Origin of the sequence: Streptomyces mutomycini, assembly GCF_001700505.1 — a bacterium.
GTDB classification, from domain to species: domain Bacteria; phylum Actinomycetota; class Actinomycetes; order Streptomycetales; family Streptomycetaceae; genus Streptomyces; species Streptomyces mutomycini.
Genome location: NZ_MAPV01000114.1, coordinates 1 through 17,617, shown reverse-complemented (window position 1 = coordinate 17,617; position 17,617 = coordinate 1). Strand labels below are relative to the sequence as shown.

Genomic DNA, 17,617 nt, shown 5'->3' with positions numbered 1-17,617 from the left:
CACGGAGGAGTCCCGATGGGCGGACCGCCCGACGCCCCGGCCCCGGACGGCGGGGGCGAGCCGGCGGGTGAGGGGCCGGCCGCGGTGCCTTCCGCCGTCCGGGCACCCGAGATCGGCCACCACCCCGCCCGCGGACCGGTGGCCCGGCGCGGACCCGCGGACCCGGTGAGGGTGCTCATGCACCGGCACCGGGACCTCTGCGAGCGCGCCGTCGATCCCCTGGAGATCGCCGCCGGTCTGGAGGCGCACGGGCTCACCGACCGGACGGCCGCGCGCTACCGGCACCGCGACGTCTTCTCGCTGGCGGACGAGCTCTACGCCCGTGCCCCGGGTGCGGGCAGGCACGCCCCCCGTGCGACCGCGCCGGCGCCGGACACCGGCAAGGAAGCGCGGGCCGGATGGATGCTCGCGGCGCTGCTGCCCGGCGCCGCCTGCCTGGCGACCGCCGGGGTGCTCAGGCTCACCGGAGGAGTGCTCGGCGGCGAAGCCCGGTTCGCGGTGACCGCCGTCGGAACACTGCTCGTGGTCCTCGGACTCCGGTTCGCCCTGCGCGGCGGTCCACTGCGCGTCCCGGACGGCGCCGCAGGCGTCACGCCGTACGTCTGCTGGCTCCTCGGCTACGTCGTGTACGGCGACGACCTGCTCGCCCAGGTCATCAGCGGGGGTCCCGACGGCCACTGGACCGCAGCGCCCGCCCCGTTGCTCGGGCTCGTGCCGGCCCTGGCCCCCGCGGCCTGGTGCGCCCACCTGTTCGCCGTGCACGCGCGCCGCAGGCTCGCCGCGTCCCACGGCCTGTCGGACTTCGGCTCCGGCGCACGCCCCCTGCTCCTCGGCGTCGTCGCACTCTTCCTGTGCGTGCTGACCGCGCTGCTGTTCCTCGCCGGCCTCGGCCACCCCGGGCAGGGCGGCGGCCTCCTGGGCCCGGCCGCCCTCGGCGTCCTGCTCTTCCTGGCCCGCCTGCTGGCCGTCCACGGCTTCCCGGAACCGGCCGCCACCGGACTCGCCGCCGCCTGCGCCGTCGAAGTGGCGGCCCCCTTCCTGGTCCTCGCCGGGCGGCTGCCCGGCCTGGACCTCCTCGCCCGGCCGGTCGACGCCGTCGTCATGGCGGCAGGCCCCGGGGGCGTGGCCGTCCTCGCCTGCGGCGTCGCCGCGGCCGGGCTGCTGCTCCACGCATCGGTCACCCTCACCCGGGCATCAGCCCACGCCCCGGCCTAGCCGGCGGTGCACCGCCCCGCGGAGCCGACGCCGCGGGTCTCCCGTACCTCACACACCTTTCTCAAGGAGACACCGGACATGACCCCCCAATCCCCCGCTCCGGCAGCACGCCGTCGGCACAGAGGGAGTGCGCGATGAGGGTTCTGCTGCTCGGAGCCAACGGATTCCTCGGCCGCTTCGTCGCCGACCGCCTGCTCGCCGACCCCGCCGTGCACCTCACGGCACTCGGCCGCGGCGACGACGCCGACGTGCGCTTCGACCTCGCGAGCGGCAGCCCCGGAGCGCTCACCCGCTTCCTGGACGCCGTCCACCCCGGGGTCGTCGTCAACTGCGCCGGCGCCACCCGCGGAGGCGCCCGGGACCTGACCCGTCACAACACCGTCGCCGTGGCCACCGTCTGCGAGGCCATGCGCCGCAGCAGCTGCAGCCCCCGGCTCGTCCAGGTCGGCTGCGCCTCCGAGTACGGGCCCTCCCAGCCCGGCTCCTCCACCGCCGAGGACGCGGTGCCCCGGCCGGGAGGCCCGTACGGCGTCAGCAAGCTCGCCGCCACCGAGCTGGTCCTCGGCTCCGGTCTGGACGCGGTCGTGCTGCGGGTGTTCTCGCCGGTGGGGCCCGGAACCCCGGCCGGATCCCCGCTCGGCAGGCTGGCCGAGACCATGCGGCGCGCCATGCAGACGGGCGACCCCGAGCTCAAGCTCAGCGGCCTCGGGGTGCAGCGCGACTTCGTCGACGTACGCGATGTGGCGCGCGCCGTGCACGCGGCCTCGCTCTCCGCCGCGCAGGGCGTCGTCAACATCGGCACCGGCAGGGCGGTGCGGCTGCGTGACGCCGCGGCGGTCCTCGCCAGGGTCGCCGGATACGCGGGCGCACTCCATGAGCTGGACACGCCCCCCGGGCGGCTCCCCATCGGCGCACCCCGGGTCTCCGCCGAATCGGCGGTGGAGCACCTCGCGGCGACCCCGTCCCCCTACCCCGACGGCTGCGGGGCCTGGCAGCAGGCGGATGTGCGGACCGCCCGGGACCGGCTCGGCTGGCGTCCCCGTATCAATCTGGAGGAGTCCCTCGCGGACATCTGGATGGAGGCGGCGTGCCGTATCTGACCAGCACCGGCCCCACCCTGCGGACCGGAGGCGCGGAACAGTTCGGCGTAGGCGTGCCCGGCTACGCCCATCCGCTGCTCGCGCCCGCCGAATGGGCCGGGCTCAACCGGCCCGGCACGCCGCTGCACTGGGCCGTCCTCAACATCGACAACGGGCCGGGCACCCGCCCCGACCCGCACTGTCTGGAGGCCGCCGGCCGGCTGCGCAACGCCCGCGAGCGGGCGCTGCACGGGGAGGTTCCCGAGGACACCGTCCGTGCCTCGGGCGGCAGGCTGCTGGGCCACCTCGACCTGGCCTTCGGCAGCCGTCCCTTCGGTGAGCTGGTCGCCGACGCGCGGTCCTACCTCGACTGGTACCGCGTCGGCGGCTTCTACCTGGACCGCTGTCCGGCCGGACGCGACGGGCTCCCGGCGGCCCGCCGGCTGACCAGCACCCTCCACGCGCTGCTGGCCGACAGCGACAGCGCGGACCAGGAGGGCGGGCGGCTGGTCCTGGGCCACGGCACCCACCCGCACCCGGGCTACGCCGAGGCCGCCGACCAGCTGGTCACCTTCCGGGGACACTGGACGGACTACCGCTGGTCGCAGGTGGCCGAGTGGACCGCCGGGTACGAACCAGGACGCTTCGCGCACTTCGTACACGGGGTGCCGATCACCCACCTCGAGGAGGCCATGCGCATCGCCCGCTGGCAGGGCGCGGGCACGATCTTCTTCACGGACCGGGACGGCACGAACGGGCAAACCGACCCATTTGCGGCACTGCCCAGCTACTGGGACGAATTCGTCTCGCGGATCGGACCCGGTATCTCGGAATGAGGAGCGGCGTGGCAGTGTTACGGGAGAACAACCGTACGTAGATGAAGTACGTAGAAACCGACCACCTGCATTGTTGAGGTTCCTGTGTCGCTGCCACCCCTGGTCGAGCCAGCTGCGGAGCTCACCGTCGATGAGGTCCGCAGGTACTCCCGCCACCTGATCATCCCGGATGTCGGGATGGACGGTCAGAAGCGGCTGAAGAACGCGAAGGTGCTCTGCGTCGGCGCCGGCGGCCTCGGCTCGCCGGCTCTGATGTACATGGCCGCGGCCGGCGTGGGCACGCTCGGCATCGTCGAGTTCGACGAGGTCGACGAGTCGAACCTGCAGCGTCAGGTCATCCACAGCCAGGCCGACATCGGCAAGTCCAAGGCCCAGTCGGCCAAGGAGACCGTGCAGGGGATCAACCCCCTGGTGAACGTGGTCCTTCACGAGGAGCGGCTCGAAGCCGACAACGTGATGGACATCTTCGCCCAGTACGACCTGATCGTGGACGGCACGGACAACTTCGCCACCCGCTATCTCGTCAACGACGCCGCGGTCCTGCTGAACAAGCCGTACGTCTGGGGCTCGATCTACCGCTTCGACGGCCAGGCTTCCGTCTTCTGGTCGGAGCACGGCCCCTGCTACCGCTGCCTCTACCCGGAGCCGCCGCCCCCCGGCATGGTTCCCTCCTGTGCCGAGGGCGGTGTCCTGGGTGTGCTCTGCGCGTCCATCGGCTCCATCCAGGTCAACGAGGCCATCAAGCTGCTCGCCGGGATCGGTGACCCGCTGGTCGGCCGTCTGATGATCTACGACGCGCTGGAGATGCAGTACCGCCAGGTCAAGGTCCGCAAGGACCCCGACTGCGCGGTCTGCGGCGAGAACCCCACCGTCACCGAGCTCATCGACTACGAGGCTTTCTGCGGCGTCGTGTCCGAGGAGGCCCAGGAGGCGGCGGCCGGTTCCACGATCACTCCCAAGCAGCTCAAGGAGTGGATCGACGGCGACGAGAAGATCGAGATCATCGACGTCCGAGAGCCGAACGAGTACGAGATCGTCTCGATCCCGGGCTCCCGGCTGGTCCCGAAGAACGAGTTCCTGATGGGCAACGCCCTCCAGGACCTCCCGCAGGACAGGCGCATCGTCCTGAACTGCAAGACGGGTGTCCGCAGTGCCGAGGTCCTCGCGGTCCTGAAGTCGGCGGGCTTCGCCGACGCGGTGCACGTCGGTGGCGGGGTCATCGGCTGGGTCCACCAGATCGAGCCCGAGAAGCCGGTCTACTAGGGTCTTTCGCGCGGTGTGACGTACGAAGGGGCCGTTTCCTCCGCGGAGGAGACGGCCCCTTCGCGTACCCGGACCCTAGGAGCAGGTACGCCCGTCGGCCGGGACCTTCCCCTCCAGGAAGTAGGCGTCGACGAGCGAGGTCACACAGGCGCTCTCCCCGTACGAGCCGTGTCCCTCACCCTTGTTGGTCAGCATGACGCCGACACCTTCACCCAGCTCGTCCGCCATCCGCCGCGCGCCCTCGTACGGCGTCGCAGGGTCGCCGGTCGTGCCGACGACCAGGATCGGGGCGGCGCCCGGGGCGCTCGCCTCCGGGGTGTCGTGCTCGCCCTCCACCGGCCATCCCGCGCACCAGCCGGCCGTGTCCCAGGCGAGGAACGGGCCGAAGACCGGTGACAGCTTCCGGAATTCGGGAAGCAGCGCCCGGGCCTCGGCCGCCGTCGGCCGCGCCTTGGCGTCGGCGCAGGAGATCGCCCGCTGGGAATGGCTCTGGGTGTCGTAGCGCCCGTTCTCGTCACGGCCGTTGTACGAGTCGGCCAGTGCGAGCAGGCGGTCGCCCCTGCCCGTCCTCTCGGCCTCGTCGAGGGCGGCCGTCAGGGTGGGCCAGCCGCTCTTGGAGTACAGGGGGCTCACGATGCCGGTGACGGCGAGCGATTCGTTGAGCTCACGCCCGGAGGCGGTGGGCAGCGGGTCCTTGTCCATCCGCTCCAGCAGGGCCGCTATCCGCCGGGTGCCCGCCGCCGGGTCCTGGCCGCGGTCCTTCAGATAGTTCTCCAGGGCCCGCTGGAAGCCCGTCGTCTGGTTGCGGGCGTGGCCCACGGAGTCCGCCGTCGGGTCGACCACGGCGTCCAGTACCACCCTTCCCACGGTCTTCGGGAAGAGGTGAGCGTAGGTCCCGCCGAGCTCCGTACCGTACGAGATGCCGAAGTACGACAGCTTCCTGTCGCCGAGCGCCCGGCGGATCTGCTCCATGTCCCGGGCGGCGTTCGCCGTGCCGACGTGGGGGAGCACGGTGCCGGAGAGGCGGTCGCAGCCGGCTCCGAAGTCCGTGCCGTCCGCGATGAACGCGGCCTCCTCCTCCGCGGTGTCCGGGGTCATGTCGACCTCCCGGTACGCCTTCTCCTGCGCCTCGTCGCCCCGGCAGCGGACCCCCGCACTGGCCGCGACCCCGCGCGGGTCGAAACCCACCAGGTCGTAGCGGGTGTTGAGCTCCTCGTACGAAGCGGCCGCGCGCGGCAGGATGCCGACCCCCGAGCCCCCGGGACCGCCGAAGTTGAAAAGCAGCGAACCGAGCCGCTCGCTCTTCTTCGTGGCCGGCTTGCGGATCAGCGCGATGCCGGTCGTCTCCCCGTCCGGCTTCGCGTAGTCCAGTGGTACGCCGAGGGTGGCGCACCGCCAGTCCGGGCCGGGTGCCGTGCCGCCCTCCGGGGCGTCGCAGCGCTTCCAGTCGACCGGCCGGTACACGGTGGACGCCTGGGGGGACGACGGAGCCGGAGCACCGTCGCAACCCGCGAGGACGGCCGTCACCAGCAGCACCGCTCCGGTCAGTGCCGCACCCCCGCGGGCGCGTCCATGTGCGCGCATGTGCGCTTCCTCCCCCTGCCCGGAAGCCGCCACCCGGGCGGCCCGGGCGCCGTTCCCCGGCGGTCCAACGAACGGTCACCCGCACACCGTTCCCGACTCGGGGACCTTCCCTTCGAGGAGGTAGCCGTCCACGGCCTTCTGCACACAGGTGTTGCCGCCGTTGTACGCCCCGTGGCCCTCGCCCTTGTAGGTGAGCTCGATCCCGACTCCCCTGCCGAGCTCGGCGGCCATCGCCTTCGCGCCGGCGTACGGCGTCGCCGGGTCCCCGGTGTTGCCGATGACCAGGATCGGCGCCGAACCGGGCGCGCTGACGTCCGGGGTGTCCCAGGCGCCCGCGACGGGCCAGCCGGTGCAGGACATCAGCCCCCAGCCGAGGTACTCGCCGAAGACGGGGGAGGCCTCGCGGAATCGCGGGAGCGCCTTCCTGGTCTGTTCCAGGGTGAACCGCTCCTTGGAGTCCGCGCAGTTGACGGCGGCGTTCGCGGCGTTCGAGTTGTCGTAGCGCCCGTCCTCGGAACGGCCGTTCAGCGAGTCGGCGAGTGCGAGCAGCAGCCCCCCGTTGTCGCCGTCCGCCTCGTCGAGGCCCTGTTCGAGCAGAGGCCAGGTCTCCTGGGAGTAGAGGGCCGACGCGATGCCGGTGGTGGCCTGGGTCTGCGTCAGCTCGCGTTCACCGAGGCCCGGGACGGGTCTCCCGTCCAGCCCGGCGAGGAGATCGGCGATCCAGTCCTGGACCTCCCGCGAGGTGGCTCCGGGGAGTTTGCAGTCGTCGCGTTCCGCACAGTCCGCGGTGAAGTTGTCCAGGGCGAGCTGGAAGCCCTCGGCCTGCCCGAGCGAGGACTCCAGGGAGCCCTCCGTCGGGTCGACGACCGCGTCCAGGACGGCCCGTCCGACGTTCTCCGGGTACAGGTGGGCGTAGACCCCGCCCAGTTCGGTGCCGTACGAGATCCCGAAGTAGTACAGCTTGTCGTCACCGAGCACCTGGCGCAGCAGATCCATGTCCCGGGCCGCGTTCGTGGTGCCGACGTAGGGCAGCTCGTCCCCGGAGTTCTCCTCGCAGTCCGCGATGTAGGACTTCTGGTCCTCGACGAACGCCTTCTCCTCCTCGGCGTCGTCCGGGGTGCCGTCCTGTTCGTAGCGCACGTCGAGCGTCCGGTCGTCCGAGCACTCGACGCCCTCGCTGCGGCCGACCCCGCGCGGGTCGAAGCTGACCAGGTCGTAGCGGGTGCGGAGCGAGTCGTAGTCGGTGCCGAAGGACGGCAGGGTGGCGACCCCGGAGGCGCCTGGTCCGCCGAAGTTGAAGATCAGCGAGCCGATCCGCCGGTCCTTGTTCCTGGCGGCGGCGCGGATGAGCGCCAGCTCGATGGTCCGGCCGTCGGGATCGGCGTAGTCGAGGGGGGCGTCCATGAAGGAGCACTCCCAGGACGCCCCGCCCGGCAGGGGCGAGGGGGACGTGCCACTGCCCTGAGCCTGGTTGGGGGCCGGGCAGGGCTTCCAGTCGAGCTTCTGGGAGGACAGCTCTCCCGCCGTCGCTGTGGGGGCCGCCGTCGAGGCGGCCGACGGCGTCGACCTCTCCGCACCTCCGTCGTCGCCGTCGTCCGAACAGGCGGCCAGTGGGAGCAGCACGGTGGCGGTGGCGGCGAGGGCGGCGGCACGCAGAGCGGGGGAGGTCCACATGGACCCATCGTGCGGCGGGGCGGGAGGGACCGCGCGGGGCGTCGTCCATGCGAGTGGTACGCCCCGCGCGCGTGTTCTAGAGCTCGCCCTTGCGGGTCAGCTGGTTGAAGCAGATCCAGCCGGGGAGCACCGGAAGCCAGAGCGTCATCACGCGGTAGAGCAGTACGGACGGCACAGCGGCCTCCGACGGCAGGCCCACCGCGATCAGACCCAGGGTCAGCGCACCCTCGACCGCGCCCATGCCGCCCGGGGTGGGCGCGGCGGACCCGAGGGCGTTGCCCGCGAGGAAGACCACCGCGATGCTGGCGTAGCTGAGCTCGGGGACGCCGGGACCGCTGAAGGCGCGGATCGAAGCGTCGAGGCACATGACGAACAGCCCGGTCAGCAGCAGCATGCCGCCGATGCCGGTGACCAGCTTCTGCGGACGCTGCACCACGTCGAGCATGCGGGGCACGACGCCGGCGAACAGCGACCGCACCCGGGTGACGACGAACTTCCGCAGGAACGGGATCGCGGTCACCACCAGCACGAGCACGGCGACCGTGAGCAGGCCCGCGATGACCGTCCTCGACGGGGTGAGTGAGTCCGGGGTCCTCTCCGTGCCGGTCAGATAGCCGAACAGGGCGAGCAGCAGGATGTGGCAGCCGAGGCCGAACAGCTGGGACGCGCCCACGCTCGCGACGGCGAGTCCCGGGCGCACCCCGGCGCGTTGCAGGAAGCGCGTGTTCAGCGCCACACCGCCGATCGCCGCAGGGGCCACGATCTTGACGAACGACCCGGCGACCTGCGCCAGCACGGTCTTCCCGAAGGCCACCCGCTCGGGCACGAAGCCGAGCAGGCTCATGGCCGCGGCGACGTAGCTCAGGGCCGAGAAGCCCAGCGCCGCCGCGACCCAGCCCCACTCCGCCTGTTCCACGACCGTGCTGAAGTCGGCCTTGGTGATCTGGGAGATCAGGAAGTAGGCGGCGATCGCACCCGCGATGAAGCTCAGAAGGGTGCGCGGCTTGATGCGCTCCAGGCGGACCGGCTCGACCGGCGCCTGCGGCCTGATCAGCAGCACCTGGCGGCGGATCTGGGCCAGCATGTCCTCCTCGCGGGCCTCTTCCATGGCATCGTCGATCGCCCGCTTCTCGGCCTGCTTCTCTGTGCGCAGGGACTTGCGGACTGCCTTGCGGTCGTTGGCAGCCGAGGCGTCGTGCTCCTCGGCCTTCGCCTCCTTGGCCGCCTGCGAGGCCTCCAGCACCGCCTCGCGCTCGTGCTGCGAACGCTCCCGGGCGAGTCTGCGGAGCGTCGCCCTGGTGGAGCGGCTCAGCGCGATCGGCTGGAGCAGCGGCAGGCAGTCGGCGACGGCGTCGGGCCCGAGCACGGCGAGCGCCCCGGCGACGGCCCGTTCGGCCCCCACCCGCAGGCCGGTGGTGGTGAGCAGCTGGGCGACGTCCATACGGAGGATCAGGTCACCGGCCGCGATCTCGCCGCCCCGCAGGTCCGTGACGAACACCTTGCCGGAACGATCCACCAGGATGGCGTCCCCGGTGAGCCTGCGGTGAGCGATCCGCCGCGACTGGAGCGCCCGCACCTGGCGCCAGGCGCCGCGCACCAGGTCGTCGGTGATCTCCTCGTCCTCCATCGCGTCCAGCGAGCACCCACCGATGTGCTCGTACACGAGCATCACGGCGTCGGGTCCGAGTTCGGACGTGGCGATCAGCTTGGGTGCGTTGGCCCCGGCGGCGATCGCCGCGTACGCGAGGAGCGCCTCCTGCTCCAGGGCCTGGCGCAGCGACTGGATGGAGCGGCGCTGGGTGATGGTGCGCAGGGTGAGCCGGCGCCACACCCGGTAGAAGAAGCCCTGGGCCTGCTGTTCGCGGTCGACGACCGTCACGTCGAGCGGTGGCCCGTCCTCCAGGGTGACCAGATAGCGGCGTCCCTGGTCGCTCTGGTCGATGTTGTCGGCGGAGTCCTCGGTGCGCATCGCGGCGACCGGCCGGAAGCCGACGTGGCGCAGGCCTGCCATCAGGTGCTGGCCGGTCGGGCGGACGTTCGGCGAGCCCACCGCGTACAGCGTGCCGTACGCCACGGTCCAGCCGATCAGCACGGTGAGGACGATCGAGAACGGTGTGGTGTAGCCGCCGACCAGCATCGCGAAGGCGTCCAGGAGCAGCACCACCCACAGCACGACCCGCCAGCGCGGTCTGCGGGCCATGCCGACCGCCGTCATATAGGCGATGACGGGCGCGAGGTATCCGTGCACGGGGTCGGTGAGCGAGTCCCCCGGCTGGAGCTGGGTCAGGGCCTCCCTGATCGTCCCGGGCGCCGACCGGGCGACCCAGAGATCGGTGGCCAGGGTCACCCCGTGGGCCAGCACGGCGGCGAGTACCCCGTCCGCGATGCGCAGCCCGTCGCGCTTCACCAGGCGTTCGATCGCGAAGGCGACCGGCACGAGGAGCACGGCGATGCTGGACATCAGGCCGGCGAGCTTGATCAGCAGATCGGGGGCCTGGTCGGTGCCTTTGGAGATGTCGTTCTCGAGGCCCGTGGTGGTCCCCTGGGCGAAGGCGGCGATGGAGAACAGCAGGGCGATCGCGAGGACGCCCACGAGGAGCCGCAGCAGATCGGAGGGGCGGTGCACCCGGGCCGGGAGGAGGGGCTCGTCGCCCGAGACACGGTCGGCCAGGCCCGGGTCGGCCGACGCGAGCGTCGAGCCCGCGAGGTGCTCGGGGGCAGACCCGCGGGTCTCCTCGGAGCCGGGGGCGACGGCATCGGGCGCGTCCGCACCGGAGGCGTCGGACGCTTCCGGGCGCGGCTCGGCATCAGAGGCGCCCGCCGCCTTCGGTGGCTGCACGCCCTGCTCCTTAACCTCTGACGAATCGTCGTGTTCTCGTATCACCTGTCACCGCCCGCACGATGGTGGCACGGCCTGCAGACAGAGGGGGGCATCAGGGTGCATTGCGCGGGCGCGAAGGGCAACATACGCTGCTGCGCCCGCGGGCGCACGGCGTGTGACCAGGACGAGACCGTGCACAGCCGATTGTCGGTGGCATACGGCAGGATGGGACGGATGAGCGAAAACCGGACGAGCGGCTCTCCGGCCGGGGCGACGCCCCCGAGCCCCGTTCCTGCCGAGCTGCCCGTCTACGCCGAGCGGGTCCTGGACGTGGCGGACCTGATCCCACCCGGCCGTGTCATGACGTACGGCGACGTGGCGGAATGGCTCGGTGACGGCGGGCCGAGGCAGGTCGGCCGCGTGATGGCGCTGTACGGCTCCGCGGCGCCCTGGTGGCGTGTGGTGCGCGCCGACGGGGCACTGCTGCCGGGCCATGAGCTGCGGGCCCTCGGCCACTACCGCGAGGAGGGCACGCCGCTGCGCGTGGCCCCGCGCGACGCGGACGGGCACGTTCCGCGCCTCGACATGAAGCGCGCCAGATGGGACGGCGTGACCGGTGGTCCGGGCGACGAAACTCACATCTGACAGCTTCCGCCATCGTGCCCCGCCAGGACGGGCACCGGGCCGGTGAGCGGGACGCACCGGCCCGCCGGGCACCACGTGTGACGGGGGACTCGGCCGAACACGCGGATCGCGGTGCCGGCCGCCCGATGTCCGCCCCGCCGCTGGCGTAGCGTCGTCCGCACGCGGCACGTTCCGCTCCCTCATCCGTCTCCTTCATGACCGGGCCGTCCTCACCGGGCCCCGGCCCCGTCCGCCACCGGCGGGCACCGACCCGGGCCGCAACCCGTGGCCGGCCACCGCACAGACCGAGTACTCCCACCAGGACCGGCGATCCACGTGAGCTCCTCCTCCACCACCCGGAACAGCCCGCACCGTCAGACACGGCGGCGGGCTCCGGGCGCGTACCGGCTGGTGCGCACACCACCTGGCTCGTTGGACCCTCCTCTCCTGGACGCAGCGCAGCGCGCCGTGGTTGAGCACCGGGACGGCCCGCTGCTGGTCCTCGCCGGGCCCGGTACCGGCAAGACAACGACGCTGGTGGAGGCGGTCGCGCGACGCGTGGCCCGGGGGACGGACCCCGCACGCATCCTCGTCCTCACCTTCAGCCGCAAAGCGGCGGTCGAACTGCGCGACAGGATGGCGGCCCGGCTCGGTGGCACCCGGGGCCCGCAGGCCACCACGTTCCACTCCTACTGCTACGCCCTGGTCCGTGCCCACCAGGACGCCGACCTCTTCGCCGAACCGCTGCGCCTGCTCTCCGGACCCGAGCAGGACGTCACCGTCCGTGAACTCCTGGCCGGCCAGCTCGGCCTGGAACGGACAGGGCTGGCCCATGTCCGCTGGCCCGACGAGCTGCGCGCCTGCCTGACCACCCGGGGCTTCGCGGACGAGGTCCGCGCGGTGCTGGCCCGCAGCCGTGAGCTGGGTCTCGGCCCGGACGCCCTGGCCGCGTTCGCCCGCCGCACCGGGCGTCCGGACTGGAGCGCCGCCGCCCAGTTCCTCGCCGAGTACCTGGACGTCCTCGACGCCCAGGGCGTCCTCGACTACGCCGAACTGGTGCACCGGGCGGTCCTCCTCGCCGAGCGCCCCGAGGTGGCGGCGGAACTGGCCCGGAACTACGACGCCGTATTCGTCGACGAGTACCAGGACACGGACCCCGCCCAGGTGCGGCTGCTGCACGCGCTGGCGGGGAACCCGCGCAGCGCCGCGCCGGGCAGCGGCGGCGGCCGCACGCTCATCGCCTTCGGCGACCCCGACCAGTCGATCTACACCTTCCGGGGCGCCGATGTGAACGGCATCCTCGACTTCCCGGACACCTTCCGCCGCTCCGACGGTGCGCCCGCCCCCGTCGGAGTCCTCACCACCTCGCGCCGCTCCGGCGCACTGCTGCTGGAGGCCACCCGACGGCTCACCCGCCGGATGCCGCTCACCCGCCTGCCCTCGGACAAGGTCCGCGCCCACCGTGAGCTTGCCGCCGTGCGCGGAGGCGGGCAGGTCGAGACGTACACCTATCCGACGCCCTCCACCGAGCTGGACAACATCGCCGATCTGCTCCGGCGCGCGCACCTGGAGGAAGGCGTGCCCTGGAGGGACATGGCGGTCCTCGTGCGCGCCGGCGGTCGTTCGATCCCCGCCGTGCGCCGGGCGCTCACCTCCGCCGGCGTCCCCCTGGAGATCGACGGCGACGATCTCCCCCTGCGCCACGAACCGGCGGTCGCGCCGCTCCTGACCGCCCTGCGCACCGTCGCCACGGCAGCGCTGCGGCCCGCCGTGGCCGAGGACGGCCTCCCCGGGGACGGCCCGGAGGAGAAGCCCGCGGAGCCCGAGGAACCCGAGGACCTGGAGAAGCTCGGCGAGCCGGGGGAGCTCGGAGAGCCCGAGGAGACCGGCGGCGCGCAGGACCGTGCCGCTGACGGGAAGCGCGGGGCGGCGCCCGGCCGGCTCGACACCGAGACCGCCCTCGCCCTCCTCGCGTCCCCCCTCGGCTCCATGGACGCCGCGGACCTGCGCCGTCTCGGCCGTGCCCTGCGCGACGAGGAGCGGGCCGCCGGGAACCGCGTACCGCCGCCGTCCGGGGATCTGCTGGCCAGGGCACTGGCCGAGCCCGAACGCCTGGTCACGCACGACCCGGCGTACGCCCACGGCGCCCAGCGGCTCGGCGCGCTCCTGCGCACGGCCCGCGAACTCCTGGAGGGCGGCGGCACCGCCGAAGAGGCCCTGTGGGTCCTGTGGAACGGCACCCCCTGGCCCGGCCGGCTGGAGCGGGCGGCACTGCGCGGCGGTGCGGGCGGGCGGAACGCCGACCGCGACCTCGACGCCGTGTGCGCCCTCTTCGACACCGCGGCACGGGCCGAGGAGCGCACCGGGGGACGCGGAGCGCTCAACTTCCTGGAGGAGGTCGACGCCCAGGACATCGCCGCAGACACCCTGTCCCGCCGTGCGGTGCGCCCCGACGCCGTACGCCTGATGACCGCACACCGGTCCAAGGGTCTGGAGTGGCGCCTGGTGGTCGTCGCCGGGGTGCAGGAGGGTCTCTGGCCCGACCTGCGCCGCCGGGGATCGCTCCTGGAGGCGGACCGCATCGGGCGGGACGGCCTGGCGGAACCGCTCACCCCGGGGGCGCTCCTGGCCGAGGAGCGCCGCCTGTTCTACGTGGCCGCGACCCGGGCCCGTGAACGCCTGATCGTCACCGCTGTCAAGGCTCCCGCCGACGACGGCGACCAGCCCTCCCGCTTCCTCACCGAGCTCGGGGTCGAACCCCGTGACGTCACAGGCCGTCCCCGCCGCCCGCTCGCTGTCGCCGCGCTCGTCGCCGAACTCCGGGCCACGACGGTCGACCCGGCAGCCTCGGACGTCCTGCGCGACGCGGCCGCCCGCCGGCTCGCCCGGCTCGCGGCGCTGACCGACGACGAGGGCCGGCCACTGGTGCCGGCAGCACACCCCCACCGCTGGTGGGGGCTGAACGAGCCGACGCGCTCCGAGGTCCCGCTGCGTGACCGGGACCGCCCCGTCGCGCTCTCCGGCAGTGCGCTCGACCAGCTCGCCAACACCTGCGCCCTCCAGTGGTTCCTGGGCCGCGAGGTGAAGGCCGATGCCCCGGCGACCGCGGCCCAGGGCTTCGGCAACGTGGTCCATGTCCTCGCCGACGAGGTGGCCTCCGGGCGTACCGCCGCCGACCTGGACGTCCTGATGGAGCGCCTGGACTCCGTGTGGGACGGCCTGGTCTTCGACGCGCCCTGGAAATCCCAGCAGGAGAAGGGCCAGGCACGCGCCGCCCTGGAACGCTTCCTGAGCTGGCACGTCATGGACCGCGCGGGCCGCACCCCCACCGCCAGCGAGCACGACTTCGACGTCACCCTCGAAGCCGGCGAGTACGCGGTACGCATCCGGGGCTCCATGGACCGGGTCGAACAGGACACCGAGGGCAGGGCGTACGTCGTCGACTTCAAGACCGGCAAGGGAGCGCCGACCAGGGGCGAGGTGGCCTCCCACCCCCAGCTCGCCGTCTACCAGCTCGCGGTCCGGGAGGGCGCCGTGGACGAGGTCTTCGACGGCCGCCGCCCCGCCCCCGGCGGCGCGGAACTCGTCCAGCTGCGCCAGCCCGCCCCGAAGAAGGAGGGCGGCGACGCACTCCCCAAGGTGCAGGCGCAGGAACCACTCTCCGGGGAATGGGTCTCCGACCTGCTCGCCACGGCGGCCGGAAAGGTCCTGGACGAACGGTTCACCCCCACGACCGGCCAGCACTGCACCCACTGCACCTTCAAGGCGTCGTGCAGCGCGCAGCCCGAAGGCCGCCAGATCATCGACTGACCGCCCCGGCCGGATCCGCGCGGGACGGCGTTGTCGGTGCGTCCGGTTAGCCTTTCCGGAGTGTCCTCCCCCATCACCGATCCCGAACAGCTCAAGGAGCTCCTCGGGATCCCCTTCACCCCGGAGCAGACGGCCTGCATCACCGCGCCGCCCGCGCCGCAGGTGATCGTCGCCGGAGCCGGCTCGGGGAAGACCACGGTGATGGCCGCCCGGGTGGTGTGGCTGGTCGGGACCGGCCAGGTCGCCCCGGAACAGGTCCTGGGCCTCACCTTCACGAACAAGGCCGCCGGTGAGCTCTCCGAGCGGGTCCGCAAGGCCCTCGTCGCGGCCGGGGTCACCGACCCCGACGTCATCGACCCGGACAACCCCCCGGGCGAACCCAGCATCTCGACCTACCACGCCTTCGCCGGCCGGCTCCTCACCGACCACGGCCTGCGGATCGGCCTCGAACCCACCACCCGGCTCCTCGCCGACGCCACCCGCTACCAGCTCGCCGCCCGGGTCCTGCGCGAGGCACCCGGCCCCTACCCGTCGCTGACCAGGTCCTTCCCCACCCTCGTCAGCGACCTGCTGGCGCTGGACGCCGAGCTCGCCGAACACCTCGTGCGCCCCGAGGAACTCGTCGAGCACGACACCGGACTCCTGCGGACCCTGGAGACGGCCCGGCTCACCAACGCCGAGCTGCGCAAGATCCCCGAGACGGCCGGGGCCCGCCGTGAACTCCTCGAACTGACCCGGCGCTACCGGGCGGCCAAGCGCAGCCGCGATCTCCTCGACTTCGGCGACCAGATCGCCCTCTCCGCGGAGCTGGCCCTCACCCGGCCCGAGGTCGGCGCCATCCTGCGCGAGGAATACCGGGTGGTGCTGCTCGACGAGTACCAGGACACCTCGGTGGCCCAGCGGCTGCTGCTGGCCGCACTCTTCGGAGGGGGCGGCGGGAACGGCACGGCGGGTCACGCCGTCACCGCTGTCGGCGACCCCTGCCAGGCGATCTACGGCTGGCGCGGCGCCTCCGTGGCCAACCTGGACGACTTCCCGCACCACTTCCCGCACGCCGACGGCACCCCGGCCACCCGCTACTCCCTCAGCGAGAACCGCCGCAGCGGAGGCCGCCTCCTGCACCTCGCCAACGGCCTCGCCGAACCCCTGCGCGCCATGCACGAAGGGGTCGAGGCACTGCGGCCGGCACCCGGAGCCGAGCGGGACGGCATGGTCCGGTGCGCCCTGCTGCGCACCCACGCCGAGGAGATCGACTGGCTCGGCGACTCGCTCGCCCACCTCGTACGGACCGGTACGCCGCCCGGGGAGATCGCCGTCCTGTGCCGTACCGCAGGGGACTTCCCCCGCATCCAGGCCGCCCTCGTCGCCCGGGACGTCCCGGTCGAGGTCGTCGGCCTCTCCGGACTGCTGCACCTGCCCGAGGTCGCCGACCTCGTCGCCGTCTGCGAGGTCCTGCAGGACCCCGGGGCCAACGCCTCCCTGGTCCGGCTGCTCACCGGACCGCGCTGGCGCATCGGACCCCGGGACCTCGCCCTCCTCGGGCGCCGCGCGCGCCTCCTCGTCCACCGCTCCGCCCCCGGTGACGACGGTGCCGACCCGGACCTCCGTCTGGCCGAGGCCGTCGAGGGCATCGACCCGGCCGAGGTGATCTCGCTCGCCGACGCCCTCGACACCTTCCTGGAGTCGGGCGGCTCCGAGGACGACCAGCTGCCGTTCTCCGCGGAGGCCCGCGTCCGCTTCGCCCGCCTCGCCACCGAGCTCCGCGACCTCCGCCGCTCGCTGGCAGACCCCCTCATGGACGTACTGCACCGCGTCCTGGCGACGACCGGCCTCGAAGTGGAACTCTCCGCGTCGCCGCACGCCCTGGCCGCACGCCGCCGTGAGACCCTCGCCAACTTCCTGGACGTCGCGGCCGGGTTCGCCGCCGTGGACGGGGAGGCGTCCCTGCTCGCCTTCCTCGGCTTCCTGCGCACCGCCGCCCAGTACGAGAAGGGCCTGGACAACGCCCTGCCCGGCGGCGAGAACACCGTGAAGGTCCTCACCGCCCACAAGTCCAAGGGCCTGGAATGGGACGTCGTCGCCGTCCCCGGCCTCGTCGGCGGCCAGTTCCCCAGCACGCAGTCCCGGGACTCGTGGACCTCCCAGCCCCAGGTCCTCCCGCACGCCCTGCGCGGCGACGCGGCCACGCTTCCCGTCCTCGACACCTTCGACGCCAAGGGCCTCAAGGCGTTCAAGGAGGAGATGAAGGGACATCAGCACACCGAGGAGCTCCGCCTCGGCTACGTCACCTTCACCCGCCCCCGCAGCCTGCTGCTCGGCTCCGGCCACTGGTGGGGGCCGTCCCAGAAGAAGCCCCGCGGCCCGTCCGCCTTCCTCGACGCGCTGTACGAACACTGCGCGGCCGGGTACGGCGAGATCGAGGTCTGGGCGGATGAGCCCGAGGAGGACGAGGAGAACCCGGCGCTCCAGCAGACGGACGCCGACCAGGCCTGGCCGCTCCCGCTCGACGACACCGCCATGTCCCGCCGCCGCGCCGCGCGCGACACGGTGCTGGCGCACCTGGAGGCCCTGGCGGCCACGCCGGCGCCGGACGCGTACGAATCGGTGCCCACGCACGCGGTTCCGCACGGGCCGCCGTACGACGAGGAGCCCCGGCACGAAGAGGAGCCCCCGTACGACGACGAGCCCCGGTACGAAGAGGAGCCCCCGTA

Annotated in this window: 10 protein-coding genes; 7 read left to right on the top strand and 3 right to left on the bottom strand. The window is 73.1% G+C overall.

Annotated elements, in window-relative coordinates; translation table 11 throughout:
- The first annotated feature begins 15 nt into the window (after positions 1–15).
- The 4 genes from BFF76_RS17285 to moeZ all read left to right on the top strand — a co-directional run bounded on the left by BFF76_RS17285 (position 16) and on the right by moeZ (position 4,393).
- A complete protein-coding gene (locus BFF76_RS17285; RefSeq protein WP_065848570.1) occupies positions 16–1,215 on the top strand; it encodes a hypothetical protein in 1,200 nt (399 codons plus the stop codon).
- Between the two features lie 134 nt (positions 1,216–1,349).
- Positions 1,350–2,315: an NAD-dependent epimerase/dehydratase family protein gene (locus tag BFF76_RS17280; RefSeq protein WP_031091213.1), complete on the top strand. Its 966-nt coding sequence runs from the start codon at positions 1,350–1,352 to the stop codon at positions 2,313–2,315.
- Complete coding sequence (locus BFF76_RS17275) at positions 2,303–3,130, top strand: spherulation-specific family 4 protein (protein WP_065848560.1); 828 nt, start codon at positions 2,303–2,305, stop codon at positions 3,128–3,130. Before BFF76_RS17280 ends, BFF76_RS17275 begins: the two co-directional genes overlap by 13 nt.
- A gap of 84 nt (positions 3,131–3,214) precedes the next feature.
- On the top strand, positions 3,215–4,393 hold the full coding sequence (gene moeZ, locus BFF76_RS17270; protein ID WP_031091217.1) for an adenylyltransferase/sulfurtransferase MoeZ: 1,179 nt from the start codon (positions 3,215–3,217) through the stop codon (positions 4,391–4,393).
- A gap of 75 nt (positions 4,394–4,468) precedes the next feature.
- On the opposite strand, the gene BFF76_RS17265 is transcribed toward moeZ, so the two are convergent.
- The 3 genes from BFF76_RS17265 to BFF76_RS17255 all read right to left on the bottom strand — a co-directional run bounded on the left by BFF76_RS17265 (position 4,469) and on the right by BFF76_RS17255 (position 10,490).
- On the bottom strand, positions 4,469–5,977 hold the full coding sequence (locus BFF76_RS17265; protein ID WP_065848559.1) for an alpha/beta hydrolase: 1,509 nt from the start codon (positions 5,975–5,977) through the stop codon (positions 4,469–4,471).
- Positions 5,978–6,052: 75 nt separating this feature from the next.
- Positions 6,053–7,651, bottom strand: coding sequence for an alpha/beta hydrolase (locus BFF76_RS17260; RefSeq protein ID WP_065848558.1), 1,599 nt, complete (start codon positions 7,649–7,651; stop codon positions 6,053–6,055).
- A 76-nt stretch (positions 7,652–7,727) separates the two neighbouring features.
- Entirely contained in the window at positions 7,728–10,490 is a 2,763-nt protein-coding gene (locus BFF76_RS17255; RefSeq protein ID WP_031091223.1) for a lysylphosphatidylglycerol synthase transmembrane domain-containing protein, read from the bottom strand.
- 216 nt (positions 10,491–10,706) lie between these two features.
- Between BFF76_RS17255 and BFF76_RS17250 the strand changes: the two genes are divergently transcribed.
- The 3 genes from BFF76_RS17250 to BFF76_RS17240 form a co-directional block, all read left to right on the top strand.
- Positions 10,707–11,117 carry an MGMT family protein gene (locus tag BFF76_RS17250; RefSeq protein WP_031091225.1) on the top strand — a complete coding sequence of 137 codons (411 nt, stop codon included), beginning with the start codon at positions 10,707–10,709 and terminating at the stop codon, positions 11,115–11,117.
- Positions 11,118–11,432: 315 nt separating this feature from the next.
- Positions 11,433–14,906 (top strand): ATP-dependent helicase, encoded by a 3,474-nt coding sequence (locus BFF76_RS33345; protein ID WP_208604853.1) that lies wholly within the window; start codon positions 11,433–11,435, stop codon positions 14,904–14,906.
- A gap of 60 nt (positions 14,907–14,966) precedes the next feature.
- On the top strand, positions 14,967–17,617 hold a 2,651-nt coding region (locus BFF76_RS17240; protein WP_065848557.1), incomplete at its 3' end, for an ATP-dependent helicase.